Origin of the sequence: Streptomyces sp. JH34 (assembly GCF_029428875.1) — a bacterium.
Classification (GTDB): Bacteria; Actinomycetota; Actinomycetes; order Streptomycetales; family Streptomycetaceae; genus Streptomyces.
In genome coordinates this window covers 2,384,733-2,409,759 of record NZ_JAJSOO010000001.1, presented here as the reverse complement: position 1 = coordinate 2,409,759, position 25,027 = coordinate 2,384,733, and the positions used below count along the sequence as shown (strand labels likewise).

Sequence of the window (25,027 nt, the reverse complement as noted above, 5' to 3'; positions counted from 1 at the left end):
AGTCGATACCGACTCGTGAGAGGCCCGGTCCGTCCGGTAAGAAAGACCTTTACACCCCTCATCCGGGGCTCAGGGCGCGTGTGCGGCGCGCCCGCGCGTATGTGCCTCCCCTGCCGGAGCGGTCCAACCGCTCAGTGCCGGGAACGTACGCGGTGCCCGCCCACCCCTCCTCAACCAGGAGTGGCCACCCTCAAATGATGAAGACTTAAGGGGTCAACACAATGGCAGCGGAGATCGTCAATCCTCGCAGCGACAGCACGACGCACGGCGCGGCCGGTGCGGCAGGACTCAGCGGCGCGGACGAGCTCTTCGATCCGGCCTTCGCCCTCCACCGCGGGGGGAAGATGGCCGTGCAGGCCACCGTTCCGATCCGCGACAAGGACGACCTGTCCCTCGCGTACACGCCCGGCGTGGCCAAGGTGTGCAGCGCCATCGCCGAGAATCCCGAACTCGTCCACGACTACACCTGGAAGTCGCAGGTCGTGGCCGTCGTCACGGACGGCACCGCCGTCCTCGGCCTCGGGGACATCGGTCCCGAGGCGTCCCTCCCCGTGATGGAGGGCAAGGCGATCCTCTTCAAGCAGTTCGGCGGGGTCGACGCGGTGCCGATCGCGCTCGCCACGACCGACGCGGACGAGATCGTCGACACCGTCGTCCGCCTCGCGCCCTCCTTCGGCGGGGTGAATCTGGAGGACATCTCGGCGCCCCGGTGCTTCGAGATCGAGCGCAAGCTCCAGGAACGCCTCGACATTCCGGTCTTCCACGACGACCAGCACGGCACCGCGGTGGTGACCCTCGCGGCCCTGCGCAACGCGGCGAAGCTGTCCGGCCGTACGCTCGGCGATCTGCGCGCCGTCATCTCCGGCGCGGGCGCGGCGGGCGTGGCCATCGCGAAGTTCCTCCTGGAGGCCGGCATCGGTGACGTCGCCGTCGCCGACCGGAAGGGCATCGTCAGCGGCGACCGCGACGACCTCACGGACGTCAAGCGCGAGCTGGCGGAGATCACCAACCGGGCGGGTATCACCGGCTCCCTGGAGACGGCCCTGGCCGGCGCCGACGTCTTCATCGGCGTCTCCGGCGGCACCGTCCCCGAGCCGGCGGTCGCCTCGATGGCCCCCGGCGCGTTCGTGTTCGCCATGGCCAACCCGAACCCCGAGGTCCACCCCGATGTCGCGCACAAGTACGCGGCCGTGGTGGCGACCGGTCGGTCGGACTACCCGAACCAGATCAACAACGTGCTGGCGTTCCCCGGCATCTTCGCGGGCGCGCTGCAGGTGCGGGCCTCCCGGATCACCGAAGGCATGAAGATCGCCGCGGCGAACGCGCTGGCGGACGTCGTCGGCGACGAGCTGGCGGCGGAGTACGTCATCCCGTCGCCGTTCGACGAGCGGGTCGCGCCCGCCGTCACCGCGGCGGTGGCCGCGGCCGCGCGCGCCGAGGGCGTCGCGCGGCGCTGACGCGGGACGGGGCGGGGCCGGGCGGCGTACGCCGCCCGGCCCCGCCTCCGGCACTCCTGGACTGGGGCGTGTGTCACACCTGCGAACGGTTACGTCACGGGGTGTCACGGCTTATCGTCATGGCCATGTTCGCCGCCTACGCAGCCCGCATCGACCGTGACCGCCCCCTCGACGGACTCGAGCTGGGTGAACGCCCCGCCCCGGAGGCGAGGTCCGGGTGGACCACCGTCCGGGTCAAGGCCGCGTCGCTCAACCATCACGACCTCTGGTCCCTGCGGGGTGTGGGCCTCGCCGAGGACAAGCTGCCCATGATCCTCGGCTGCGACGCCGCCGGCATCGACGAGGACGGCAACGAGGTGGTCCTGCACTCCGTCATCGGCCAGACGGGCCACGGTGTCGGGCCGGACGAGCCGCGCTCCATCCTCACCGAGCGCTACCAGGGCACGTTCGCCGAACAGGTCACCGTCCCCAGCTGGAACGTGCTGCCCAAGCCGAAGGAGCTGACCTTCGAGGAGGCCGCCTGCCTGCCGACCGCCTGGCTGACGGCCTACCGGATGCTCTTCACCAACGCCGGTGTCCGGCCGGGTGACTCCGTCCTGGTGCAGGGTGCGGGCGGGGGTGTCGCCACCGCCGCGATCGTGCTCGGAAAGGCCGCCGGACTCCGGATGTTCGCCACCAGCCGTGACGAGGCGAAGCGCGGGCGGGCCGTCGAACTGGGGGCCATCGAGGCCTACGAGCCGGGTGCCCGGCTGCCCGAGCGCGTCGACGCCGTCATCGAGACCGTCGGGGCGGCGACCTGGTCCCACTCGGTCAAGTCGCTGCGGCCCGGTGGCACCCTGGTCATCTCGGGTGCCACCAGCGGTGACCGGCCCTCGCACGCCGAGCTGACCCGGATCTTCTTCCTCGAACTCAAGGTCGTCGGCTCCACCATGGGCTCCAAGGACGAGCTGGAGGACCTGCTGTCCTTCTGCGCGACCACCGGGGTGCGGCCGGTCATCGACGGCACGCTCCCGCTGGACCGGGCCCGCGAGGGCTTCGAACGGCTGGCCGCCGGTGACCTCTTCGGGAAGATCGTCCTCACCACCTCGTGAGGACGCTCATGAGGGCGCGGTGGAACAGCTGACACCGGACGGGCCCGTCGCTGCGGCTCTGGCGTCTCTTCCCCCTCGCCGCTCTCGGGCTCGTCGACCGCCGCCGGTGGTCCGGCCGGCGCGCCTCGCCGAGAACGGGGCGACCTACGCGGCGGTGGAGCGGGCGCTGTACGGAGACGGCGGGGAGAGCCGCCGGGCGAGCTGACCGGCCGTCCGCCGCACCGCGCCGTGGACCCACGGCTCGGTGCGGCGGACGGAGATCAGGACGCGCCCTTGGCGCCCTTCGCCTCGTCGGCCGTGCCCCGCAACAGCGAGTCGATGTGTGTCGCGGCGGTCGCCAGATGACCTCGGGCCTCCGAGAGCTGCGCCCCCGTGACACCGCGGTCCCGGGCCGCGTCACGGATGTCGTCGCGGAAGCGGTCGAGCAGGCGGTCCAGGTCGCGGGCCGGATCGCCGGTGGGCGCGGTGTCGGCGGCCCACTCGATGTCCGGCTCCTCGGGTGCCGGGCGGCTGTACGAGGGCCAGGTGCCCGTCCTGGCGAAGCCACCGAGCTGGCCGGTGATCTCGGCCAGGCCGTCCCGAACGCCCGCCGGCCAGTCACCCCGCGCGAAGTGCTCCTGGACCTGGCGTGCGGCGTTCTGCACCTGCTCCCGCGCCTTCTCGTGCGCCTCCTCGGCCTGACGGCGGGCCTGCTCCGCGTCCTCGCGGGCCTTGCGGGACTCGTCCTTCGCCCTGCGGGCCTGTTCCTTCCACTCCTGCTTCGCCTTGCGCAGCTCCTCCTTCGCCACGCGCCAGGCCTCCTTCTCGCCGAAGCCGGGGTCCCAGCCGCTCCGGCCCCCGCCGGAGGCCTGCCGTGACTCGGAGGCCGCAGCGCGCATCTCGCTGCGCAGCTGGCCGGCCGCGCCCCGTACGTCGTCGCGGATCTCGGCGGCCAGCTCGGAGACCGACTCGCGGATCTCCAGCTCCAGATCGGCCAGTTCGCCGCCCCGGCCCGCCAGCTCGGCCCGGCCGGCGTCGGTGATGGAGTAGACCTTGCGGCCGCCCTCGGTGGCATGGGTGACCAGGCCTTCGGCCTCCAGCTTGGCCAGGCGTGGGTACACGGTGCCCGCCGACGGTGCGTACAGCCCCTGGAAGCGCTCCTCGAGGAGACGGATCACCTCGTAGCCGTGGCGAGGGGCCTCGTCCAGGAGCTTGAGGAGATAGAGGCGCAAACGGCCGTGGGCGAATACGGGGGCCATGTCAGAGCACCTTTCCGGTCGGCTCGGCATCATGCGCGGGGTCCTGTACGGCCGGCCGGCGCAACAGGGCGATCGAACCCGAGACGGTGGTCGCCTTCAGCTTCCCCGTGCCCGCGCCGAGTGTGCCGGTGATCTTCTTCGCGCCCCACTGGCCGCCCACCCGCAGGTCCTCGAAGGCGTTGGAGACGGTGCCGCCGGCGGTGTTCGCCTCCACCTTCGCGTCCGCGGGGTGCGGCAGGCGGATGGCGATCTCGCCGGACACCGAGGTCAGCCGGATGTCCGTCGGCTCGGGCGAGGTGTCGAGGTCGAGCACCATGTGCCCGGTCACGGACTCCGCCCGGACCGAGGTGCCGGCACCCTCGACGACCGTCAGATCACCCGAGACGGACTGGAAGCGGAGGTCGCCGGTGACGGCCTGGGCCTCCAGGCTGCCGGACACCGTCTCCGCCCGGACGACACCGGAGAGACCCACCAGGGTGCTGTCACCGGAGATGCCGCGCAGCTCCGTGCGTCCCCGGATGCCGGACACGACCGCCTCGGCGCCGATCACGCCGGCCTCCACCGACGCCCCGGCCGGCACGACGAGCGTGACGGAAGCGCTGCGGCGCGGGCTCCGGCGGTCCAGCCAGGTGAGGAGGCCCTGCCACGGCAGGTCCTCGTAGGCGACGGTGAGCGTGCCGTCCGCCAGGGTCACGATCAGTGGTGGCCCGTCGGTCGCGGAGACCTCCAGCCGTGCGGCGGATTCGTCCGTCCCGACGACATTGACCGCTCCGTCGACGATGCGCACCTTGAGCGCCGTCACGGGTTCGTCGAACGTGAGCTTCCGGGGCTCGGTGACGGTCCACGTCGACTCGGGCATGGATCTGACCTCCCGCTGGACGGCATGACGCAACATATCGCGTCTTCTCGACAACACGATATATCGCGGATGGGGGGAAGTCAAGGGGGGAGTCGAATGGATGCTCGCGACGAGGGAGGCTCGATGCCTCACATGGTCCATATGTGGGCGAATTGCCCTAGCGTGTGGAGCATGACCGCGACATCCGTGGGCGCCCTGCTGCTGTGCCGGGCCGACCCCGAGACCGTACGGCCCGTGGCCCACCTCCTTCAGGAGGGCATGACGCTCGTGCCCGCCGGGGACGGCTGGAGCGTGCTCGTCCCCGAGGGGAAGCCCTGGCGCACGCACGGCCCGTCGGCGGCCGGCACTCCGGCCGACGGGGGAACAGAGCCTGTCGACCGGGTCGTCGGCGGATGGGCCACCGCGCTCGCGGTGGGTTCCACCTGGCCGGTGCTCGCCCTCTGGTGGGACGGCGACCGCGCGGGCTTCACCCTGGCCGCAGGGTTCCGGCGCCCGGTCGGGTACGTCTGGCTGGCCGACGGCACCCCGGTGGGCGAGGACGAGGCCATGCGGACGTTCGCCACCCGGCTGGGCCTCGACCCGGTCCTCGACGTCCAGGTGCTCGAAGGGCTCACCCGCGGTGACCCGGAGGCCGACGCCGACACGCGGCTGCGTGGCCTGCTGGCCGTGCTCGGCCGTACCGGGGTGGGCCTGCCGACCGGGCTCACGCCCGGCGAACCGGCCGACCGGCTCCGCTCGGTGGCCGGCGTCCTCCCGCAGGCCGAACAGATCCGCTGGGGCGGCTGGCGGGACGCCGTGCGCGTGGAGCTCGACGCCGTGGAGAGCGGCAGCCTCGGCCCCTGGATGCTGGGACCGAAGGCCCGCGCGGTGGCGACCGCGCAGGTCGCCGCGGGACTTCCGCTGACCGTGTGGGGTGCCCGACGGCGCAGCGGCGGCTGGATCGCCGCGGGCCTGGTCCTCCTCGTGCAGGGACTGCTGGGGCTCGCGTACAACCGTGTCAGGGGCGCGGGCGGAGGCGTCCCCGGGCGGTGACCCGCCGGTGGCCTACTCGTCCTCGTCGTCGTCCAGCCGGGCCAGCCACGTCGCGAGGCGCTCGACGGGGACCTCGAAGTCGGGGTTGAGGTCGACGAACGTACGGAGCTGCTCGGCGAGCCACTCGAAGGTGACCTCCTCCTCGCCGCGCCGCTTCTCCAGTTCCTCGATGCCACGGTCCGTGAAGTACATACGACCAGAATAACGAGCCCGGAAAGCCGGAGGGCCCGGCCCCGCGAAGATCTCGCGGGGCCGGGCCCTCCGGTGACGTACAGCCGCTGATCAGGCCTCGAAGACCTCGGCGACCAGCTGAGCCTGCTCGGCCTGGTGGCGCTTGGCCGAGCCGACCGCCGGGGACGAGCCGTGCGGACGCGAGATGCGGCGCAGGCGCTCACCGTGCGGGACGTCGGCGCCGACGGCCAGGTCCAGATGGTCGATCAGGTTGAGCGCGATGAACGGCCACGCACCCTGGTTCGCCGGCTCCTCCTGGGCCCAGAGGTACTTCTCGGCGTTCGGGTACTTGGCGATCTCGGCCTGGATCTCCGCACCCGGCAGCGGGTACAGACGCTCCAGACGGATGATCGCCGTCTCCGTGTCGCCGCGCTTCTCGCGCTCGGCGTCCAGGTCGTAGTAGAGCTTGCCGGACACGAAGACGACCTTGCGGACCGCCTCGGCCTTGACCGACTCGTCGCCGATCACCGGGCGGAAGCCGCCGGTGGTGAACTCCTCCACCGAGGATGCGGCCGCCTTGAGACGGAGCATCGACTTCGGGGTGAAGACGATCAGCGGCTTGTGGTGCGGGTTGTGCACCTGCCAGCGCAGAAGGTGGAAGTAGTTCGACGGGAGGGTCGGCATCGCGACCGTCATGTTGTCCTGCGCGCACATCTGCAGGAAACGCTCCGGGCGGGCGGACGAGTGGTCCGGGCCCTGGCCCTCGTAGCCGTGCGGGAGCAGCAGGGTGACGCCGGACGTCTGGCCCCACTTCTGCTCGGCCGAGGAGATGAACTCGTCGACGACGGTCTGGGCGCCGTTGACGAAGTCACCGAACTGGGCCTCCCAGATCACCAGGGACTCCGGGCGGGCCAGCGAGTAGCCGTACTCGAAGCCCATCGCCGCGTACTCGCTGAGCAGCGAGTCGTAGACGTTGTAGCGGGCCTGGTCGTCGGAGAGGTAGAGCAGCGGGGTGTAGTCCTCGCCGGTCTTCTGGTCGACGAGGACGGCGTGACGCTGGCCGAACGTGCCGCGGCGGGTGTCCTGGCCGGCGAGCCGGACCGGGGTGCCCTCCATCAGCAGCGAACCGATGGCGAGGGTCTCGCCCATGCCCCAGTCGATCGTGCCGTTCTCCACGGAGGCGGCGCGGCGCTGCATCTGCGGGAGCAGACGCGGGTGGACCGTGATGCCGTCGGGGATGTTGACCTGCGACTCGGCGATCAGCTTGACGACCTCCGAGGAGACCGCGGTGTTCACGGTGACCGGGAACTCCGCCTGGACGTCCGGGACATGCGGCTGGGACGGCGCCGAGGTGGCCTCGCGGACCTCCGCGAAGACCTTCTCCAGCTGGCCCTGGAAGTCCTGGAGGGCCTGCTCGGCCTCTTCCAGCGTGATGTCGCCGCGACCGATGAGGGACTCGGTGTAGAGCTTGCGCACCGAGCGCTTCTTGTCGATCAGGGTGTACATCTGCGGGTTGGTGAACTCCGGGTTGTCGCCCTCGTTGTGACCGCGGCGGCGGTAGCAGATGAGGTCGATCACGACGTCCTTGTTGAACGTCTGCCGGTACTCGAAGGCGAGCCGCGCGACGCGGACCACGGCCTCCGGGTCGTCGCCGTTGACGTGGATGATCGGCGCCTCGATCATGCGCGCCACGTCCGTGGCGTACATCGAGGAGCGCGAGGACTCCGGGGCGGCGGTGAAGCCGACCTGGTTGTTGATCACCACGTGCACGGTGCCGCCGGTGCGGTAGCCGCGCAGCTGCGACATGTTGAGCGTCTCAGCGACGACGCCCTGGCCCGCGAAGGCCGCGTCGCCGTGGAGCGCGACGGGCAGGACCGTGAAGTCCGTGCCGCCCTTGTTGATGATGTCCTGCTTGGCGCGCGCGATGCCCTCGAGGACCGGGTCGACGGCCTCCAGGTGCGAGGGGTTGGCGGCCAGCGAGACCTTGATCTGCTCGCCGTCCAGACCGGTGAAGGTGCCCTCGGCGCCCAGGTGGTACTTGACGTCGCCGGAGCCGTGCATCGACCGCGGGTCGAGGTTGCCCTCGAACTCCCGGAAGATCTGCGCGTACGACTTGCCGACGATGTTCGCCAGGACGTTCAGCCTGCCGCGGTGGGCCATGCCGATGACGACCTCGTCGAGGCGGGCCTCGGCGGCGGAGTCGATGACCGCGTCGAGCAGCGGGATGACGGACTCGCCGCCCTCCAGCGAGAAGCGCTTCTGGCCGACGTACTTGGTCTGCAGGAACGTCTCGAACGCCTCGGCGGCGTTGAGGCGGCGCAGGATCCGCAGCTGCTCCTCGCGCTCCGGGGCCGGGCGCGGGCGCTCCACCCGGTCCTGGAGCCACTTGCGCTCCTTCGGCTCCTGGATGTGCATGAACTCGATGCCGGTGGTGCGGCAGTACGACTCACGCAGGACGCCGAGGATGTCGCGGAGCTTCATCATCGTCTTGCCGGCGAAACCGCCGACCGCGAAGTCGCGCTCCAGGTCCCACAGGGTGAGGCCGTGCTCGGTGATGTCCAGGTCGGGGTGCTTGCGCTGGCGGTACTCCAGCGGGTCGGTGTCGGCCATGACGTGGCCGCGGACCCGGTAGGAGTGGATCAGCTCGAAGACCCGCGCCGCCTTGGTGACGTCGTCGTCGTGCGAGGCGTCGATGTCCTTGAGCCAGCGGACCGGCTCGTAGGGGATGCGCAGCGCCTTGAAGATCTCGTCGTAGAAGTCGTTCTCGCCGAGCAGCAGCTGGGCCAGGACGCGGAGGAACTCGCCGGACGCGGCACCCTGGATGACCCGGTGGTCGTACGTCGAGGTCAGGGTCATGACCTTCGAGATGCCCAGCTTGTTCAGGGTGTCCTGCGAGGTGCCCTGGAACTCGGCCGGGTAGTCCATCGCGCCGACGCCCATGATGAGGCCCTGTCCGGGCATCAGGCGGGGCACCGAGTGCACGGTGCCGATGCCGCCGGGGTTCGTCAGCGAGGCGGTGACACCGGAGAAGTCGTCCATGCCGAGCTTGCCGACGCGGGCACGGCGGACGATGTCCTCGTAGGCCTGCCAGAACTCGAAGAAGTTGAGCGTCTCGGCCTTCTTGATGGCCGCGACGACGAGCTGGCGGTCGCCGTTCGGCTTCACCAGGTCGATGGCGAGGCCGAGGTTGACGTGCTCCGGCTTGACCAGGGTCGGCTTGCCGTCCTTCACCGCGAAGGAGTAGTTCATCGACGGCATGGCCTTGAGGGCCTGCACCATCGCGTACCCGATGAGGTGCGTGAAGGAGATCTTCCCGCCGCGGGCGCGCTTCAGGTGGTTGTTGATGACGATGCGGTTGTCGAAGAGCAGCTTCACCGGCACGGCGCGGACCGACGTGGCCGTCGGCAGCTCCAGCGAGGCGTTCATGTTCTTCGCGACTGCGGCCGACGGGCCGCGCAGCGTCACGTACTCCGGGCCCGCGGGGGCCTCGGCCGGGGCTTCCGCCTTCGCGGGTGCCGGGGCCGCCTTCGCGGGCGCGGCCTTCGCGGGGGCGGCGGGAGCCTTCGCGGGAGCCGCCGGAGCGGCGGCCGCGGGCTTGGCCGGGGCGGCGGGGGGCGCGGCCGGAGCCTGCGCCGGAGTGCCGTTGTTCACGGTGGCGGTGGTGGCGGCCGGGGCCGGGGTCACCTCTCCCGCGGGTGAGGGGACGGGCTTGTCCGCCGTGCCGGACGTACCCGGCTTGTAGTCGGCGAAGAAGTCCCACCAGGCGCGGTCGACCGAATTGGGGTCCTGGAGGTACTGCTGGTAGATCTCGTCGACAAGCCACTCATTGGGGCCGAACGCGGCAGCCGGGTTGGACCCGGAGCCCGCTTCCTGATCGGTCGAGATGCTCGAGTTACTGGGGGACTGAGACGACACGGCGGCAACCGCCCTCTTCCGCTTCACAAGGTGATGGACAGCGGAAATCAAGGCTACGCCCCCCGAGCCGTTACGTGCAGGCCGGGCCGGTCTTCGTCGTGCACATCACATCGAAAGCCGGGTTTCGGCGCATGAAATGGCGGGAAACAAGCAGGGTTCCACTGCACTTCGGGTACGCGGGGCCGGTGCTACGGCCCCTTGGACCGTATCTCTTCCCCGACGGGAAGCGGAAACGGGTCCCTCCGCTTCGAACGCAGGGTTAACCCTGCATCCGCACTTCACCCGGAAGGGTGACCTGGATGCGGCATCCACGGGCGGATTCGGCCACCCCGATGCGGCCGCCGTGCAGATCCACCGCCCAGCGGGCGATCGCGAGGCCGAGTCCCGTACCGCCGTCGCTGCCGGGGCCGTGCGGGGACGGAGCCTGGCCGCGGTTGAAGCGCTCGAACACACGGTGGCGCTCCGCCTCGGGAATGCCGGGGCCCTCGTCGATGACCTCCAGCTCCAGCGACTCGGGATACTCCCCGCGCCGCGCCAGCACCGTGACCCGCCCGTGCGGCGGGCTGTGCTTCACGGCGTTGTCGATCAGGTTGGCGACGACCTGGTGGAGGCGTTCCGCGTCCGCGTGGGCCGTCAGCTCGGGCGGCGACACGTCGAGGTGCAGGTGGACGTCGGTACGGGAGTGGTTGCCCGAGCCGGAGGAGAGCCGGCGATGGGCGGCGGCGAGGTTCGCCTCCTTCAGCACACCCGACAGGTACGGCCAGACCTCGAAGCGGCGCGCCTTGATCGCCAGCACGCCGTTGTCCAGCCGGGAGAGGTCCAGGAGGGTCTCCACCAGTCTGCCCAGGCGCTCGGTCTGTTTCAGCGCCGTGCGCATGGTCTCCGGATCCGCGGCGGACACCCCGTCCACCACGTTCTCCAGGACGGCTCTGAGCGCCGCGATCGGTGTGCGCAGCTCATGGGAGACGTTGGCCACCAGCTCCTTGCGGTGCCGGTCCTCCGCCTCCAGGTCGTCCGTCATGCGGTTGATCGTCTGCGCCAGGTCGCCGAGCTCGTCACGACGCCCGGCGCCGCTCACCCGTCTGGTGTAGTCGCCGTGCGAGATCGACCGCGCGACGGCACGCATCTCGTCCAGCGGCGCGGTCAGCCCGTGCGCCACGAACTGGGTGATCAGCAGGGTGGCGATCACCGAGAAGACCGTGATGAACCGGAATTCGGTCCTGGTCCGCAAGGCGACGATGAGGAGCCCGGTCGTGATGAAGACGGAGACCACCACGAGCGTGCCCAGCTTGGCCTTGATCGAGAAGGGCCGCAGTCCGGAGCCGGGCCGCGTCATGGCGCGGGGGTCTCCAGGGCGTAGCCGACACCGTGCACGGTACGGATCCGCTCGGCGCCGATCTTCCGGCGCAGGGCCTTGATGTGGCTGTCGACCGTACGGGTCCCGGAGGCGTCCGCCCAGTCCCAGACCTCGGCCAGCAGTTGCTCCCGGGACAGCACCGCACGCGGGGTGTTGGCCAGGCAGACCAGCAGGTCGAACTCGGTCGGGGTGAGGTGGACGTCGTCGGCGCGCACCCTGACGCGGCGCTGCGCGTGGTCGATCTCCAGCTCGCCGAGGCGCAGGATGCCGCTGCGCGGAGTCACCGCGGCCAACGCGGCCCGCTCGACCCGGCGCAGGAGGACGTGGACCCGCGCCGCCAGTTCCCGCATGGAGAACGGCTTGGTCATGTAGTCGTCGGCGCCGACGCCGAGCCCGACCAGCATGTCGGTCTCGTCGTCGCGTGCGGTGAGCATCAGTACCGGCACCGGGCGCTGTGCCTGCACGCGGCGGCAGACCTCCAGGCCGTCGAAGCCGGGAAGCATGATGTCGAGCACCATCAGATCGGGCTGCCAGGCCTCGGCCGCGTCCACGGCCGCCGGGCCGTCGAGCGCCGTCTGCACCAGGAAGCCCTCGGCCCGCAACCGGGCGGAAATGGCGTCGACGATCGTCGGGTCGTCCTCAACCACCAGCACCCGGCGCTGAGCCCCCGGGGTGGCCGCGACGCCGTTGTGGGTGGTGTGTGTCTGTTCCATCGCCCCGCCCCTGCCCGTTCTCGCGGAGGCCATTCCTCCGGAGGCACGGTTATCGCTTGTGGATTTCGTCTGTGATCCCTTGTGACGGTCAGCAGCGTAAAGGCAGAGGAGGCCTCTCGGCTACGCAGGGTGTTGTCCGTCGTGAAGGTGTTACCCACGGGAAGGGGGTTGGCGGGCGGACTCGTGACGTCCGGTCCATGGGGGGACCGGGGTGTGGGTACCGGCCGGGGGTTCACTCCTGGCGGAGTGCGAGATGGACCACGTCCGGCACACCTCGGGCAACCGCTACTTCTTCGGTCTTTACTGCGCGGAATCCGGCATTCCGCAGGGCGTCCTCGAAGTCGGCGGACGGCTGGGCGGACCATACGGCGAGCACTCCACCGGGCGTCAGACGCGTCCGGCAGGCCTCGAGACCGGCCGGCGAGTAGAGGCTTCCGTTGTCCTGCGTGACGGTCCAGTCGGGGCCGTTGTCGATGTCCAGACACAGTGCGTCGTAACGCTCCGTGGTCGTGTTGAGGTGGGCCACGAGGTCCGTGCTGAGCACCTCGGTCCGGGGGTCCGCGAGCGCGTCCCCGGAGATCCGGCCGAGCGGTCCGTCGTGGTGCCAGTCCACGATGGCCTGTTCGCGCTCGACGACCGCGATCCGGCCCCAGCGCGGCTCCCCGGCGGCCCGGACCAGCGAGAATCCGACGCCGAGGCCGCCGATCAGCACCGACGGGTCCGGTCGGCCGGAGGGCAGGGCGGCGAGTGCCGCGTCGATCAGCAGTCGCTCGGACCGCCCGTCGGAGGTGTCCATCAGGAAGCAGCCGTTGGCGATGATCTCGAAGTCGTCGCCGCGCTCGCGCAGGACGACTTCACCGAACGGCCCCTCCCGGCGGTCGAGGACGACGGGGCGGTGGGCTTCTGTGGCGGACGGCATGGGCGCGGTCTCCGGTCTCCGGCGGGCGGCGGCGGGCTCTCGGGCTTCTCTCGAGCCGCCCCATTTTTTCTTGCCGGGGCCACTCGGGCCATCGGTTTTCCCGGTTTCACCCCTGAGGGCGGGGCGCCCCGCGGTGCGAGCCCGGGGCCGGGCCGGACGCTCGGGGAATGGCCCGGCCCGTCCGGACGCTGCCGTGAGGGCAGGGGCAGGGGCAGGGGCAGGGGCCTCGCCGGTGAGGGTGGCCCCAGGCGCTGATCGCCGAGAGCGAACAGGCGGTGGGGAACATTGGCGGGCTCACAAGCATTGAGTCCACATAGCTCAACTTGCCTGCCTAAGGGGAGATCATGACTGAAGGATCCAACGCCTCCGGGGCGTCCACGCCGATCGACCTGCCCGTACTGCCGCTGGACGACGAGGTCGTACTGCCCGGAATGGTGGTGCCGCTCGATCTGTCGGACGCGGAGGTGCGCGCCGCCGTGGAGGCCGCACAGGCCGTCGCGCGGCCCGGGGGCGGCAAGCCCGAGGTCCTGCTCGTGCCGCGCATCGACGGCAACTACACCGGGACCGGTGTCCTGGGCACCGTGGAACAGGTCGGGCGGCTCTCCGACGGGGACCCGGGAGCCCTCATCCGGGCCCGTGACCGGGTGCGCATCGGCGCGGGGACCAGCGGCCCCGGCAACGCCCTGTGGGTGGAGGGCGCCCGGATCGACGTGGCCGTGCCCGAGCCGCTGCCCGGCTCCGCCGCGGAGCTGGCCAAGGAGTACAAGGCCCTCGCGACGAGCTGGCTGAAGAAGCGCGGTGCCTGGCAGGTCGTGGACCGGGTCCAGCAGATCGAGGACATCTCCACCCTCGCCGACAACTCCGGTTACTCGCCCTTTCTCACCACGGCGCAGAAGGTGCAGCTGCTGGAGACCGCCGACGCGGTCGCCCGCCTGAAGCTGGCCATCCAGTGGCTCGGCGAGCACCTCGCCGAGCAGGACGTCGCCGAGTCCATCGCCAAGGACGTCCAGGAGGGCGTCGACAAGCAGCAGCGCGAATTCCTGCTGAGGCGACAGCTCGACGCCGTGCGCAAGGAGCTCTCCGAGCTCAACGGCGAATCGGGTTCCGGCGACGAGTCCGACGACTACCGGGCACGCGTCGAGGCCGCCGACCTCCCCGGACACGTCCGCGAGGCGGCCCTCAAGGAGGTCGAGAAGCTGGAGCGCGCCTCCGACCAGAGCCCCGAGGGGTCCTGGATCCGGACCTGGCTGGACACCGTCCTGGAGCTCCCCTGGAACGAGCGCACCGAGGACGCCTACGACATCCGCGGCGCGCGGGAGATCCTCGACGCCGAACACGCGGGCCTGGGTGACGTGAAGGAGCGCATCACCGAATACCTCGCGGTGCGCAAGCGGCGTGCCGACCGAGGGCTGGGTGTGGTCGGAGGACGGCGCGGCGGTGCCGTGCTGGCCCTGGTCGGCCCGCCCGGCGTGGGCAAGACCTCCCTCGGCGAATCCGTCGCGCACGCCATGGGGCGCAAGTTCGTCCGGGTCGCGCTCGGCGGGGTGCGGGACGAGGCGGAGATCCGGGGCCACCGGCGCACGTACGTCGGCGCGCTGCCCGGACGCATCGTCCGGGCCGTCAAGGAGGCCGGGTCGATGAACCCGGTCGTCCTGCTCGACGAGATCGACAAGGTCGGCTCCGACTTCCGGGGCGACCCGGCCGCCGCCCTGCTCGAAGTGCTCGACCCGGCGCAGAACCACACCTTCCGCGACCACTACCTGGAGGTCGAACTCGACCTCAGCGACGTCGTGTTCCTCGCCACCGCCAACGTCCTCGACGCCATTCCGGAGGCCCTGCTCGACCGCATGGAGCTGGTCACGCTGGACGGCTACACCGAGGACGAGAAGGTCGTCATCGCCCGTGACCACCTGCTCCCGCGCCAGCTGGAGCGTGCCGGCCTGGAGAAGGACGAGGTCGGCCTCGACGAGTCCGCACTGCGCAAGCTGGCGGGCGAGTACACCCGGGAGGCCGGGGTCCGGAACCTGGAGCGGTCCGTCGCCCGGCTGCTCCGCAAGGTCGCGGCCCAGCACGAACTGGGCGATCGGGAGTTCCCGTTCACCGTGTCCGAGCAGGATCTGCGGGGACTGATCGGACGGCCGCACCACGTGCCCGAGTCCGCGCAGGACCCGGCCGGGCGCCGCACCGCGGTGCCGGGCGTGGCCACCGGGCTGGCGGTGACCGGAGCGGGCGGTGACGTGCTGTTCGTCGAGGCGTCGCTCGCCGATCCGGAGACCGGGGCGTCCGGGCTGACCCTGACCGGCCAGCTCGGCGACGTCATGAAGGAGTCCGCGCAGATCGCCCTGAGCTTCCTGCGCTCGCACGGGGCGGAGCTGGAGCTTCCGGTCGCGGACCTCAAGGACCGGGGCGTACACATCCACTTCCCGGCGGGTGCGGTCCCGAAGGACGGCCCGAGCGCCGGTATCACCCTGACGACCGCGCTGGCCTCGCTGCTCTCCGGGCGGCTGGTCCGTACGGACGTGGCGATGACCGGTGAGGTGTCGCTGACCGGGCGGGTGCTGCCGATCGGCGGTCTGAAGCAGAAGCTGCTGGCCGCCCATCGCGCCGGCATCACCACCGTGGTGATCCCGCAGCGCAACGAGGCCGACCTGGACGACGTGCCGGCGGAGGTCCTCGACACCCTGGACGTCCACCCGGTGACCGACGTCCGGCAGGTGCTGGAGATCGCGCTCGCCCCGGCCACGGCCAGGGCGCAGGACAGGCTCCCGGCCGCCGCGTAGGCGCCATGCTGTGACGGGCGTGGCATCACGCCGACGGCCGGTACGGGCGGCCCGTCCTCCTCAGGGAGGGCGGGCCGTTCCGCGTGCGGGGCGGGTCAGGGGCGGTAGACCGTGCCGGGCCCCGGCTCCGCCGGGGCCATCAGCTGGGGGACGGTCACGAAGGTGTAGCCCCGCTCCTTCAGCGTGTCGATGATCCCCGGCACCGCGGGGACCGTGCCCTTGTAGATGTCGTGAAGCAGGATGACCCCGTCCCTGTCGGCCTGGTCGAGTATCCGCTTCCTGATCAGCGCGGAGTCGTTCGTGGAGTAGTCCTTGGCGGTCGCGCTCCACAGGATCTGCGAGAGCCCGAGCTCCTCGCAGACCTCGGAGACGGTGTCGTCGGTGCGGCCCTGCGGGGGACGCATCAGCCTGGGCCTCTTCCCGGTGATGTTCTCGATCGCGAGCTGGGTCCTCTCCAGCTCGGCCCGTATCTCACCGGGTTCCTTCTCCGTCAGGATCTCGTGGGACCAGGTGTGGTTGGCGACCTCGTGACCCTCGGCCTCGATGCGCCGCACCGTCTCCGGATGCTTCAGCACGTGGTCCCTGCCCAGCAGGAAGAACGTGGCGGGCACCTTCTTCTCCTTGAGCACGTCCAGGAGGTGCGGGGTGGCCTTCGCCGGACCCGCGTCGAACGTCAGCGCGATGCACTTGGCCTTCCTGCAGTCCGCCTGCCCGAACGACCCCTTGGCGTCGGAAGCGGCGTCGGCGCGGGCGGACCCGGGAGCCGTGGTCTGCATCGCGCATCCGCCGAGCGTCAGTGCGAGCACCGACACCAGAGCGGCGGTCAACCCTGTACGGAACGGCTTGATCTTTCCGGGCACAACTGGCACAGCACGTCACTTCCCCTGGCTCGGCCACACGCCGGCGGTGCGGCACGGCGTGACTATACATAGCGTGTATACGCAGTGTGCATAGTGGGGTGTGGCGCACCACAGGGCCCCGGTGACCTGGGGCTGGTCACCGGGGCCCTGTGCCGCGTCGTGCGGGGATCAGCCGTTCGCGAGCGCCACCACGCGGTCGAGGGCGCCGTTGAAGTGGTTGTGGTCGCCGACGGTCGGACCCGACGACGTGTACTGCCACATCGTGTAGTAACCCCATCCGGCCGGGAGTTCGCCGACCGTGGTGTTGTACCGGGCCACCCAGAGCGGGTTGGTCGCGCCGAAGCCCGCGTTGTTGCCCGTGCAGTCCTTCCACCAGCTGGTCGCGGTGTAGATCACCGCGTCACGTCCGGTTCGCGCCTTGTAGGTGTTCACGAAGTCGCGGATCCAGGCGACCATCCCGGCCTGGGTCTTGCCGTAGCACTGCGCACCGTACGGATTCCACTCGATGTCCAGGACGCCGGGCAGCGTCCTGCCGTCCTTGGACCAGCCGCCGCCGTTGTCCACGAAGTAGTTCGCCTGGGCGGCGCCGCTGGTCGTGTCCGGGGTGGCGAAGTGGTAGGTGCCCCGGATCATCCCCACGTCGTAGGAACCGGTGTACTGCTGCGTGAAGTACGTGTTCTTGTAGTACGTCCCCTCGGTCGCCTTGACGTAGGCCCACTTCACGCCGCTGTTCCAGAGGGTCGACCAGGCGACGTTGCCCTGGTGGCCGCTGACGTCCACGCCTTCGGTCTGGACGGCCCTGGTGCCGGTCGACGAGTCGTTTCCCTGGCCGTCGTGGGCGATGACCCCCTGGCCCATCCTCGCCGTCCCCCGTTCGGGGACCGCGACGGCGGAGGCCGGACCCGGCAGGGTGAGGAGGAGGGTGAGGGCGGCGAGGAGGGTGCCGGCCGCGAAGGGGCGGGGGCGGCGGCGGGGGGATGTGGTTCCGGATCTGTGCACGGGCATTGCGTGCCTCCGAGGGCTCGGTGGGGGAGCTCATGACCCAGGAGCGGGTGCGGGACACTCCTGCGGTACGTGCGCCGTGGTGTGGACATGCCATCCAGGGCGCTCATGAAGCTACGCACGTAGACCCGTGCTCCGGAAGGGGGTCCGGCCACTGCCGGAGGTCTACGCCTGCGAAATACTGGCCCAGCTGCGGCGATGGCCCCAGTTGAAAGAAACTTTCATCGGCGGGAAAGCGTATGAGGGGTGCTGACGTGCACGGGAGCGGAAGCGGCGATGGACCCGGCCCGACGGCCGGAAATGGTGTGGACCATGAGTTCCTCGCCCTGGAGCGCGAGTTGGCGGTCTTCCTGCGCCGGGCGCGGGCCAACTCCGGGGAGATGGCCCGCGAGGTGCACCCGGACCTGGAAGCCGCGGCCTACGGTCTCCTCGTGCGGCTGGAGTCGGCGGGACGGCAGCGTGCCACGGACCTCGCCGCCTACTTCGGCGTGGGCAAGGCGACCATGAGCCGCCAGCTGCGGGCCCTGGAAGGCCTCGGGCTGGTGGCCCGGGAGACCGACCCGGCGGACGGCCGCGCGTCGCTCGTGCACCTCACGGACGACGGTCTCGCGCGTTTCCGCAGCGTCCGTGACGCCCGTCGCGGCCGCTACGCCCGCAAGTTCGCGGGCTGGGACCGGGCGGAGGTCGCGGAACTGGCGCGTCTGCTGCACCACTTCAACGAGCGCGCGGAGGGGTGAGGCGCGCGCCGCGACGACGGCTACAGCTCCACGAGGAGCGCCGTGGCGTCGTCGTGCGTCTTGCCGCGCCGCAGGTACACCCGGCCGGTGTCGGCCCGCTCCAGGTCCCGGACGCGGTCGATCAGACCCTGCGGCCCCTCCTGGCGCAGCACCTTCAGGGTGGCCGCCCAGTCGCCCTCCCCGAACTTCTCCGTCCAGCGGCTCGCCCCGTCGGTCAGCGCCGCCAGGGCCCGGACCTCGGCCCGCGGGGTCTCGCCGGTCACCGCGCGTGACGACACCAGAGGGTCGGCGGCCGCCGTGAAGAAGCCGCCCTCCTTGTTCCGCGCACGCGCGTCGGCGATCTCCTCGGAGGTGAGCGAGCCCGGGGGCAGCCGGTCGAGGCGGTCGTCGAGCAGCGGCCGGACCGTGCCGTCGGGGGCCTCGACGAGCAGCACCGAGTCGGAGAGCACCAGGTGTTCGACCCGCCGGTGGTCCCAACGCGCCAGGACCACCGTCGCCTGCGGCGTGCGCGGGTGAGAAAGGTCACACGGGGAGCGGTGTGCGTCGGCGGTACGCAGGATGGACCCGGAAAGGATCTCGGACAGTGTCAGATCCCGTCGCGAAGCGGACAGTTCGGCCAGGGCGCCGCCGAGCCGCGCGGTGAACCACGGAACCGAGTGCACACAGCCGTCGCCGCCCGGGGGCGGTGTCACGCCGTCCAGGAGGACGAGGGCGCCACCCTGCCCTCCTGCTGGGACGGTGGTCGACGCCCAGTCCTCGTTGGGGCGTTCGGGACTGCCCGGCACGGTGGCGAGTTCGATACGCATCCGGCCAGTCTGCACGATGCCTTCACGGGGCCCGCACGTCCCCGGTGGGGTCGTACCAGCAGGTCACACGGCCCGCTGCGGCGGAAAACAGTGCTCCGTGCATATGCGGGCGGGCATACTGCCAAAGCCCGGCGCGAACTTCCACCCGGCGGTCCGTGCATGGCCTGCGGCCGGTGTGGGGAGACTTGTTCGCCAACTCCGGATTGCGGTTCACTCGTTCGAGTGGCGGAGCGGTTGATGCACGGCCCCCTCTCAAAAGCGCTGGAATGGTCGGAAGCCGTACGGTGCACATCAGGGCGGGGTGCCCATTTCACGTGACCGTGCGTCACCTCTGCTTCAAGGGCGGACGAGTCAAGATTGCGAGCACCGGTGCAGAAGAAGCGGCCTCGGAGCAAGGACAGCACGCGCGTGGAACCCGGGGCGGCGCCTCAGGCAGCGGGTGCCTCCAAGCGGACCGTGCGGGTACGCAGCCGGCTCGTCGCCGGCGTTGCCGTCGTGGGGATCACCGTCATCGCCGCCGGCGCGCCGGCGGCCCTGGGGGCGTCCTCCGACCTCAACGAGTCCCAGCGGCTGGTCACGCTCGCCGAGCTGAACCAGCAGGCGATCACCCTCGCGCACTCCCTCGCGGACGAGCGCGACGAGGTGACCGCCCACATCGCGGGCGGCCGTGAGCCGGAGGACGGCGAGGACGGCACCACGAGTCCCGCGGCCCGCGTCGACCAGCAGGTGGACGAGATCCGGGAGGCCGCCCCCGCGGCGCTGCGCAGGGACCTCGCCGCCATCCCCTCGCTCCGCAGAACCGCCCTCACCGGCAAGGGCTCAGCGATGGAGGCCTACCAGGCGTACTCCGAGGTCATCGCCAAGCTCCACGACCTCGCCGACGAGCTCGCGGAGAAGACCCCGCCGCGCGCCGCCGACGCCACCCGGGCCCCGCTCGCACTCGGCAGCGCCGTCGAGCAGGCCTCCGCCACACGGGGGCTGCTGCTCGCCGCACTCGCCGTGCCCGGCACGGAGCCGCAGCAGCAGACCGACCCGTTCACCGGTCTGCCCGTCCAGGGCCAGGACACGGGCGACAGCGACGCCGACCGCGTCCGCGACGAGCTGAGCGCCGCGGCCCAGCAGGCACGGGTGCGTGAGCTCGCCTCCCTCGCCGAGTTCGACCAGGCCGCCGGGCCGTCCGCCCGGGACAGGCTCTCCTCCACCGTCACCGGACCCGAGGTCACCGGCGCGGAGAAGTACCTCACGCGGCTCACCGACCGCCCCGAGCTGTCCGACGCCGACCGGAAGGCCGACCCGGGGAAGGTCGAGGCGGCGCTGTCCGCCCGCCTCGACCGCATGCGCGGGGTCGAGTCGGCGCTGGGCACCGCGCAGGTCAAGCGGATGGCGGCACTGCGCGACGACGACGTCACCGCGCTGGAGCTCCGTCTCGCCCTGCTCGGCGCCTGTCTGCTGGTCGCCGTCGGCGTCTCCACCGCCGTCGCCCGCACCCTCACCCAGCCCCTCGCCGTCCTGCGGATCGGGGCCGGCCGCATCGCCGCCGAGCCCGAGACCGCCGAACCGATCCGCTACACCGGGCGCAACGACGAGTTCGCCCAGGCCGTACGGTCCATCAACGCCCTGCACGGCAAGCTGCACGGACTGCACCACGACGTCACCGGCCGGCTCGAGAGCATGCAGGGCGAGCACGGCGAACTGGTGGCCGGACGTGAGGCCCTCACACTCCAGCGGGCCGAACTCCAGGTCCAGGTGGCGGAACTCACCGGGCAGCTCGAGCGGCTGCGGAACACGGTGCACCACACCTTCGTGAACCTGTCACTGCGCACCCTCGGCCTCGTCGAACGCCAGCTCGGCGTCATCGAGGGCATGGAGGAGCGCGAGCAGGACACCGAGCGCCTCGCGACGCTCTTCAAGCTGGACCACATGGCCACCGTCATGCGGCGCCACAGCGAGAACATGCTCGTCCTCGCGGGGACCGAGCACAACCAGGGGCACGTGGGCCCGATCCCGCTGGTCGACGTCCTGCGCGCCGCGGTCAGCGAGATCGAGCGGTACGAGCGGGTCACCATCCAGTCCCTGCCGCCGCACGCCCAGATCGCGGGCTTCGCCGCCGACGACGTGAGCCACCTGGTCGCCGAACTCCTGGAGAACGCGACCTCCTTCTCCCCGCCCGACTCCCATGTCGAGCTCTCCGGCTGGCTGCTGGAGACCGGAGAGGTGATGCTCTCCGTGCAGGACGAGGGCATCGGCATGTCGGCGGTCCGGATGGGCGAACTCAATGCCAGGCTGGCCGACCCCGCGTCCTTCGAGGCAGGCGAACAGGCCGCCGACGGCGCCGGGCTGGGTCTTCAGGTGACCTCGCTGCTGGCGGCCCGCCACGGCGTACGGGTAGAGCTGCGCGAGCAGAAGGGGAGCGGGGTGACCGCGGTCGTCGTCCTTCCGCAGGCGCTGCTGCCCAAGGCGCCGCCCGCCGCCTCCCCGCCGCCCGTGCCGCTGCCGGGGGACGCTCCCGCGCTCAATCTCCCGGGGTCCGTCGCCGAGGCGAACTCCAACGCCCTGCCGCCCCGTACGTCCCTCCCCGGCGCGGACCCGCTGATCGAGGCGGCCGAACGCACCCTGCGGGAGACGCACCCGCAGCCCACGTCGGCGGCCCCGGAGCCGGACGCACCCGAGCCCGTGGCACCGGAATCCCCGCTGCCCGCATCCGCGGCACCGGAAGCCGCCGGGCCCGCGACCGAGCCGGCACCGGCCGGCGAGCCCGCGATCCGCGAGGAGTCCGAGGCCGAGACCACGATGCAGGTCCGGCTGCCCGTGCAGCCGGACGCACCGAACCCCTACGCCATCGGCCCCGACCGTCACGAGCGCTCCGCCGACACGAGCCCCGCGACGGATCCGGCACCCGCACCCGCACCGGTCGCCGACGCCGTTCCCGGCCCCCGGCAGCCGCTGACGGGCCTCGGCGAGGAGGTGCCCGACCCGGCACCCGTGCCCGAGCGCCTCACCGACAAGGGGCTGCCCAAGCGCACCCCCAAGATTTCCGCGCCGCCGTCCGCCGCGCCCACCGAGCGCAAGTGCGGTCTGGACAAGGAGGCCCTGCGACGCCGCCTCGGCGGCTTCCACCAGGGCGCGAAGGACGGCCGCCGCGATGTCGAGACGGAGATCGCCGAGAGCGGCCCACAGACCGACCAGGACCGTACCGACGGTCGTATCGATGAGACGGGGGACACAGTCGAGGAGGCACGCAGTTGACTGCGCCCAGCGCGTTCGGGCTGAGCACCGAGGCCCGGAACCTTCACTGGTTGCTGAGCAATCTCGTGGAGGAGGTGCCAGGGGTCCACTCGGTCACCGTCGTCTCGTCCGACGGACTCATGCTGCTCTCCTCGGACCCCGGTCTCGCGACGGCCAAGGCGGAGGGAGGGCAGAGGGGCCCCAGGGGCTCCAGCGCCGACCTGGCCACCATCGTCTCCGGTATCGGGTCGCTCACGATCGGCGCCGCCAAGCTGATGGACGGCGGTGGCGTCAAGCAGACCATGGTCGCGATGGACGAGGGCAGTGTCTTCGTCATGTCGATCAGCGACGGTTCGCTGCTCGGTGTGCACGCCACCCCCGACTGCGACATGAGCGTCATCGCCTACCACATGGCGCTCTTCGTCGGTCGTGCCGGACACGTACTCACCCCCGAACTCCGCAGTGAGCTGCGCAAATCGATGGAGAGCGCCCAGTGACGTCAGCTGCTGAACCCGTACGAAAACTCCCCGTCAGGGGTGCCGGCCGCAAGGTCGCGCGAGTCCGCCCGTACTCCCTCACCGGCGGTCGTACCCGCTTCGGCCACGTCCTGCTCGTCGAGACGTTCGTCGCCGCGCTGGAGGCACCCGAGGAGCGCCGGGAGCTCACCAACGGCAATCTCGCCTCGCGCGTCATGCCTGAGCTCCACGCCATCGTCGAACTCTGCCGCCGTATGCGTACGGTCGCGGAGATCTCCGCCTTGCTGAAGATGCCGCTCGGAGTCGTCCGGGTACTGCTCAGCGACTTGGCCGACCAGGGAAAGATCCGCGTCTACGGCACCGGTCACGGCACCGGCCAGCCCGACCGCGCGCTGCTCGAAAGGGTGCTCGATGGACTCCGTCGTCTCTGAGGCGCCACTCTTCACTCCACGTCAGCGCGACCCGCAGGACAGGCCCGACGAGCCGGTGCAGTCGTGGCAGCTCGACCACACGCGCGCGCCGACAGCCACGAAGATCGTGGTGGCGGGCGGGTTCGGCGTGGGCAAGACGACCTTCGTCACCTCGGTCTCCGAGATAGACCCGCTGCAGACCGAAGCACTGATGACGCAGGCCAGCGAGGAGATCGACGACCTCACGGCCACCCCCGACAAGGTCACCACGACCGTCGCCATGGACTTCGGCCGGCTCACGCTGAACGACGACCTCGTCCTGTACGTCTTCGGGGCCCCCGGTCAGCAGCGCTTCTGGTTCATGTGGGACGACCTGGTGCGGGGTGCGATCGGTGCGGTCGTCCTGGCCGACACGCGGCGCCTCGCCGACTGCTTCGCCGCGCTCGACTACTTCGAGAGCTGCGGCCTGCCCTACATCGTCGCGGTCAACCGCTTCGAGGGAACACCCGGTTACGACGAGGAGGATGTCCGGGAGGCCCTGACCATACCTCCGCACGTGCCTGTCGTGATCATGGATGCGCGTAAGAGGATCACCGTCGTCGAGGCGTTGCTCGCCGTGGTGGGACACGCACTCGACGTCAGCCCCGAATGACGACGGCCGCACCCGGAACACGTAACGGAGAGCCACGATGCGCAAGATACTCATAGTCGGAGCCGGCCAGTCCGGTCTCCAGCTGGCCCTCGGACTCCAGTCCGAAGGGTACGAAGTCACCCTGATGTCCAACCGCACGGCGGACGAGATCCGAACCGGCCGGGTCATGTCGACGCAGTGCATGTTCGACACGGCTCTCCAGCACGAGCGCGATCTCCAGCTCAACTTCTGGGAGTCCCAGGCCCCGCGGATCGAGGGTGTCGGCGTCTCCGTCGCCGGCCCGGACTCCTCCCGCGTCATCGACTGGGTGGGCAGGCTGGACGGTTACGCCCAGTCCGTCGACCAGCGCGTGAAGATGGCCGGCTGGATGGAGACCTTCGCCCAGCGCGGCGGTCAGCTCGTCATCCACGGTGCCGCGGTCTCCGACCTGGACTACTTCTCCCGCACGTACGACCTGGTGATGGTCTCTGCCGGCAAGGGCGAGCTGGTCTCCCTGTTCGGCCGGGACGCCTCCCGCTCGCCGTACGACACTCCGCAGCGCGCCCTCGCCGTCGCCTACGTCCACGGTCTGGGCCCGCGCCCGGAGCACCCGGACTTCGACGCCGTGCGGTGCAACCTGGTCCCGGGCGTCGGCGAACTCTTCGTCATGCCGACCCTGACGACGTCGGGCCGTGCCGACATCCTGTTCTGGGAGGGAGTCCCCGGCGGACCGCTGGACGCGTTCCAGAGCATCAAGGACCCCTCGGAGCACCTGGCCAAGACGCTGGAACTCATGGAGAAGTTCACCCCGTGGGAGTACGCGCGCGCCACCAGGGTCGAGCTCACGGACGCCAACGCGACGCTGGCGGGCCGTTACGCCCCGACCGTGCGCAAGCCCGTCGGCCGGCTGCCCGGCGGCGGCCTGGTCCTCGGTGTCGGCGACGTGGTCGTGGCCAACGACCCGATCACCGGCCAGGGTTCCAACACCGCGTCCAAGTGTGCGCACTCCTACCTGCACTCGATCCTCGAACACGGCGACCGCCCGTTCGACGAGGAGTGGATGGAGGCGACCTTCGAGCGGCACTGGGAGAAGACCCAGCACGTCGTGAAGTGGACGAACGCGATGCTCGGCCCGCCGCCGGAGCACGTCCTGAACCTGATCGGCGCGTCCGGCCGGCTCCAGCCCGCCGCCGACCGGTTCGCCAACGGGTTCGACGACCCGGCGGACTTCGACGACTTCTTCTTCGAGCCGGAGAAGACGAACGCCTACCTGGCCTCGCTCACCGGCGCCCAGGGCTGACACCCGGCACGAGGGCCGGGCCGCCACGTTCCGTCACGCACGGACGGG

Annotated in this window: 20 protein-coding genes; 10 read left to right on the top strand and 10 right to left on the bottom strand. The window is 71.0% G+C overall.

Features of this window, described 5'->3' with window-relative positions; genetic code table 11:
- Positions 1 to 221 precede the first annotated feature (221 nt).
- Together LWJ43_RS10335 and LWJ43_RS10330 are read left to right on the top strand one after the other, a co-directional pair.
- A complete protein-coding gene (locus tag LWJ43_RS10335) occupies positions 222 to 1,457 on the top strand; it encodes an NAD(P)-dependent malic enzyme (protein ID WP_277331992.1) in 1,236 nt (411 codons plus the stop codon).
- Positions 1,458 to 1,582: 125 nt separating this feature from the next.
- The gene (locus LWJ43_RS10330; protein ID WP_277331991.1) at positions 1,583 to 2,548 is read left to right on the top strand and encodes a zinc-binding dehydrogenase; all 966 of its coding nucleotides are present in this window, start codon (positions 1,583 to 1,585) and stop codon (positions 2,546 to 2,548) included.
- Positions 2,549 to 2,808: 260 nt separating this feature from the next.
- Here the strand turns inward: LWJ43_RS10330 and LWJ43_RS10325 are convergent, their stop codons facing one another.
- Positions 2,809 to 3,786, bottom strand: coding sequence for a PadR family transcriptional regulator (locus tag LWJ43_RS10325; RefSeq protein ID WP_277331990.1), 978 nt, complete (start codon positions 3,784 to 3,786; stop codon positions 2,809 to 2,811).
- A gap of 1 nt (position 3,787) precedes the next feature.
- Positions 3,788 to 4,645: a DUF4097 family beta strand repeat-containing protein gene (locus tag LWJ43_RS10320; RefSeq protein ID WP_277331989.1), complete on the bottom strand. Its 858-nt coding sequence runs from the start codon at positions 4,643 to 4,645 to the stop codon at positions 3,788 to 3,790.
- Positions 4,646 to 4,816: 171 nt separating this feature from the next.
- Between LWJ43_RS10320 and LWJ43_RS10315 the strand changes: the two genes are divergently transcribed.
- Entirely contained in the window at positions 4,817 to 5,677 is an 861-nt protein-coding gene (locus LWJ43_RS10315; RefSeq protein WP_277331988.1) for a hypothetical protein, read from the top strand.
- A 12-nt stretch (positions 5,678 to 5,689) separates the two neighbouring features.
- Here the strand turns inward: LWJ43_RS10315 and LWJ43_RS10310 are convergent, their stop codons facing one another.
- The 5 genes from LWJ43_RS10310 to LWJ43_RS10290 form a co-directional block, all read right to left on the bottom strand.
- On the bottom strand, positions 5,690 to 5,869 hold the full coding sequence (locus LWJ43_RS10310) for a DUF6104 family protein (protein ID WP_014048295.1): 180 nt from the start codon (positions 5,867 to 5,869) through the stop codon (positions 5,690 to 5,692).
- 90 nt (positions 5,870 to 5,959) lie between these two features.
- Positions 5,960 to 9,763 carry a multifunctional oxoglutarate decarboxylase/oxoglutarate dehydrogenase thiamine pyrophosphate-binding subunit/dihydrolipoyllysine-residue succinyltransferase subunit gene (locus tag LWJ43_RS10305; protein WP_277331987.1) on the bottom strand — a complete coding sequence of 1,268 codons (3,804 nt, stop codon included), beginning with the start codon at positions 9,761 to 9,763 and terminating at the stop codon, positions 5,960 to 5,962.
- A 259-nt stretch (positions 9,764 to 10,022) separates the two neighbouring features.
- Positions 10,023 to 11,099, bottom strand: a complete 1,077-nt coding sequence (locus tag LWJ43_RS10300) for a HAMP domain-containing sensor histidine kinase (RefSeq protein WP_277331986.1) — start codon at positions 11,097 to 11,099, stop codon at positions 10,023 to 10,025.
- Entirely contained in the window at positions 11,096 to 11,833 is a 738-nt protein-coding gene (locus LWJ43_RS10295) for a response regulator transcription factor (RefSeq protein WP_056794186.1), read from the bottom strand. Before LWJ43_RS10295 ends, LWJ43_RS10300 begins: the two co-directional genes overlap by 4 nt.
- 232 nt (positions 11,834 to 12,065) lie before the next feature.
- Positions 12,066 to 12,752, bottom strand: coding sequence for a spermidine synthase family protein (locus LWJ43_RS10290; protein WP_277331985.1), 687 nt, complete (start codon positions 12,750 to 12,752; stop codon positions 12,066 to 12,068).
- 344 nt (positions 12,753 to 13,096) lie between these two features.
- Between LWJ43_RS10290 and lon the strand changes: the two genes are divergently transcribed.
- Complete coding sequence (lon, locus tag LWJ43_RS10285) at positions 13,097 to 15,532, top strand: endopeptidase La (protein ID WP_277331984.1); 2,436 nt, start codon at positions 13,097 to 13,099, stop codon at positions 15,530 to 15,532.
- A gap of 95 nt (positions 15,533 to 15,627) precedes the next feature.
- Here the strand turns inward: lon and LWJ43_RS10280 are convergent, their stop codons facing one another.
- Together LWJ43_RS10280 and LWJ43_RS10275 are read right to left on the bottom strand one after the other, a co-directional pair.
- Positions 15,628 to 16,308: a polysaccharide deacetylase family protein gene (locus LWJ43_RS10280; protein ID WP_462100944.1), complete on the bottom strand. Its 681-nt coding sequence runs from the start codon at positions 16,306 to 16,308 to the stop codon at positions 15,628 to 15,630.
- 252 nt (positions 16,309 to 16,560) lie between these two features.
- The gene (locus tag LWJ43_RS10275) at positions 16,561 to 17,397 is read right to left on the bottom strand and encodes a lysozyme (protein ID WP_277331983.1); all 837 of its coding nucleotides are present in this window, start codon (positions 17,395 to 17,397) and stop codon (positions 16,561 to 16,563) included.
- Between the two features lie 236 nt (positions 17,398 to 17,633).
- On the opposite strand from LWJ43_RS10275, the gene LWJ43_RS10270 reads away from it, so the two are divergent.
- A complete protein-coding gene (locus tag LWJ43_RS10270) occupies positions 17,634 to 18,131 on the top strand; it encodes a MarR family winged helix-turn-helix transcriptional regulator (protein ID WP_277331982.1) in 498 nt (165 codons plus the stop codon).
- Between the two features lie 20 nt (positions 18,132 to 18,151).
- On the opposite strand, the gene LWJ43_RS10265 is transcribed toward LWJ43_RS10270, so the two are convergent.
- A complete protein-coding gene (locus LWJ43_RS10265) occupies positions 18,152 to 18,937 on the bottom strand; it encodes a protein phosphatase 2C domain-containing protein (RefSeq protein ID WP_277331981.1) in 786 nt (261 codons plus the stop codon).
- A gap of 369 nt (positions 18,938 to 19,306) precedes the next feature.
- Here LWJ43_RS10265 and LWJ43_RS10260 point away from each other — a divergent pair, with 369 nt between their 5' ends.
- From LWJ43_RS10260 to LWJ43_RS10240, 5 genes are read left to right on the top strand one after another with little or no spacing between them, the layout of a single operon-like run.
- Positions 19,307 to 22,183, top strand: a complete 2,877-nt coding sequence (locus LWJ43_RS10260; RefSeq protein ID WP_277331980.1) for a sensor histidine kinase — start codon at positions 19,307 to 19,309, stop codon at positions 22,181 to 22,183.
- On the top strand, positions 22,180 to 22,659 hold the full coding sequence (locus tag LWJ43_RS10255) for a roadblock/LC7 domain-containing protein (RefSeq protein ID WP_277331979.1): 480 nt from the start codon (positions 22,180 to 22,182) through the stop codon (positions 22,657 to 22,659). The genes LWJ43_RS10260 and LWJ43_RS10255 overlap by 4 nt, the downstream gene beginning before the upstream one ends.
- Positions 22,656 to 23,069 carry a DUF742 domain-containing protein gene (locus LWJ43_RS10250; protein ID WP_277331978.1) on the top strand — a complete coding sequence of 138 codons (414 nt, stop codon included), beginning with the start codon at positions 22,656 to 22,658 and terminating at the stop codon, positions 23,067 to 23,069. The genes LWJ43_RS10255 and LWJ43_RS10250 overlap by 4 nt, the downstream gene beginning before the upstream one ends.
- Complete coding sequence (locus LWJ43_RS10245) at positions 23,050 to 23,700, top strand: GTP-binding protein (RefSeq protein ID WP_277331977.1); 651 nt, start codon at positions 23,050 to 23,052, stop codon at positions 23,698 to 23,700. The genes LWJ43_RS10250 and LWJ43_RS10245 overlap by 20 nt, the downstream gene beginning before the upstream one ends.
- 37 nt (positions 23,701 to 23,737) lie before the next feature.
- Positions 23,738 to 24,979 carry a styrene monooxygenase/indole monooxygenase family protein gene (locus LWJ43_RS10240; protein WP_277331976.1) on the top strand — a complete coding sequence of 414 codons (1,242 nt, stop codon included), beginning with the start codon at positions 23,738 to 23,740 and terminating at the stop codon, positions 24,977 to 24,979.
- Positions 24,980 to 25,027: the final 48 nt, after the last annotated feature.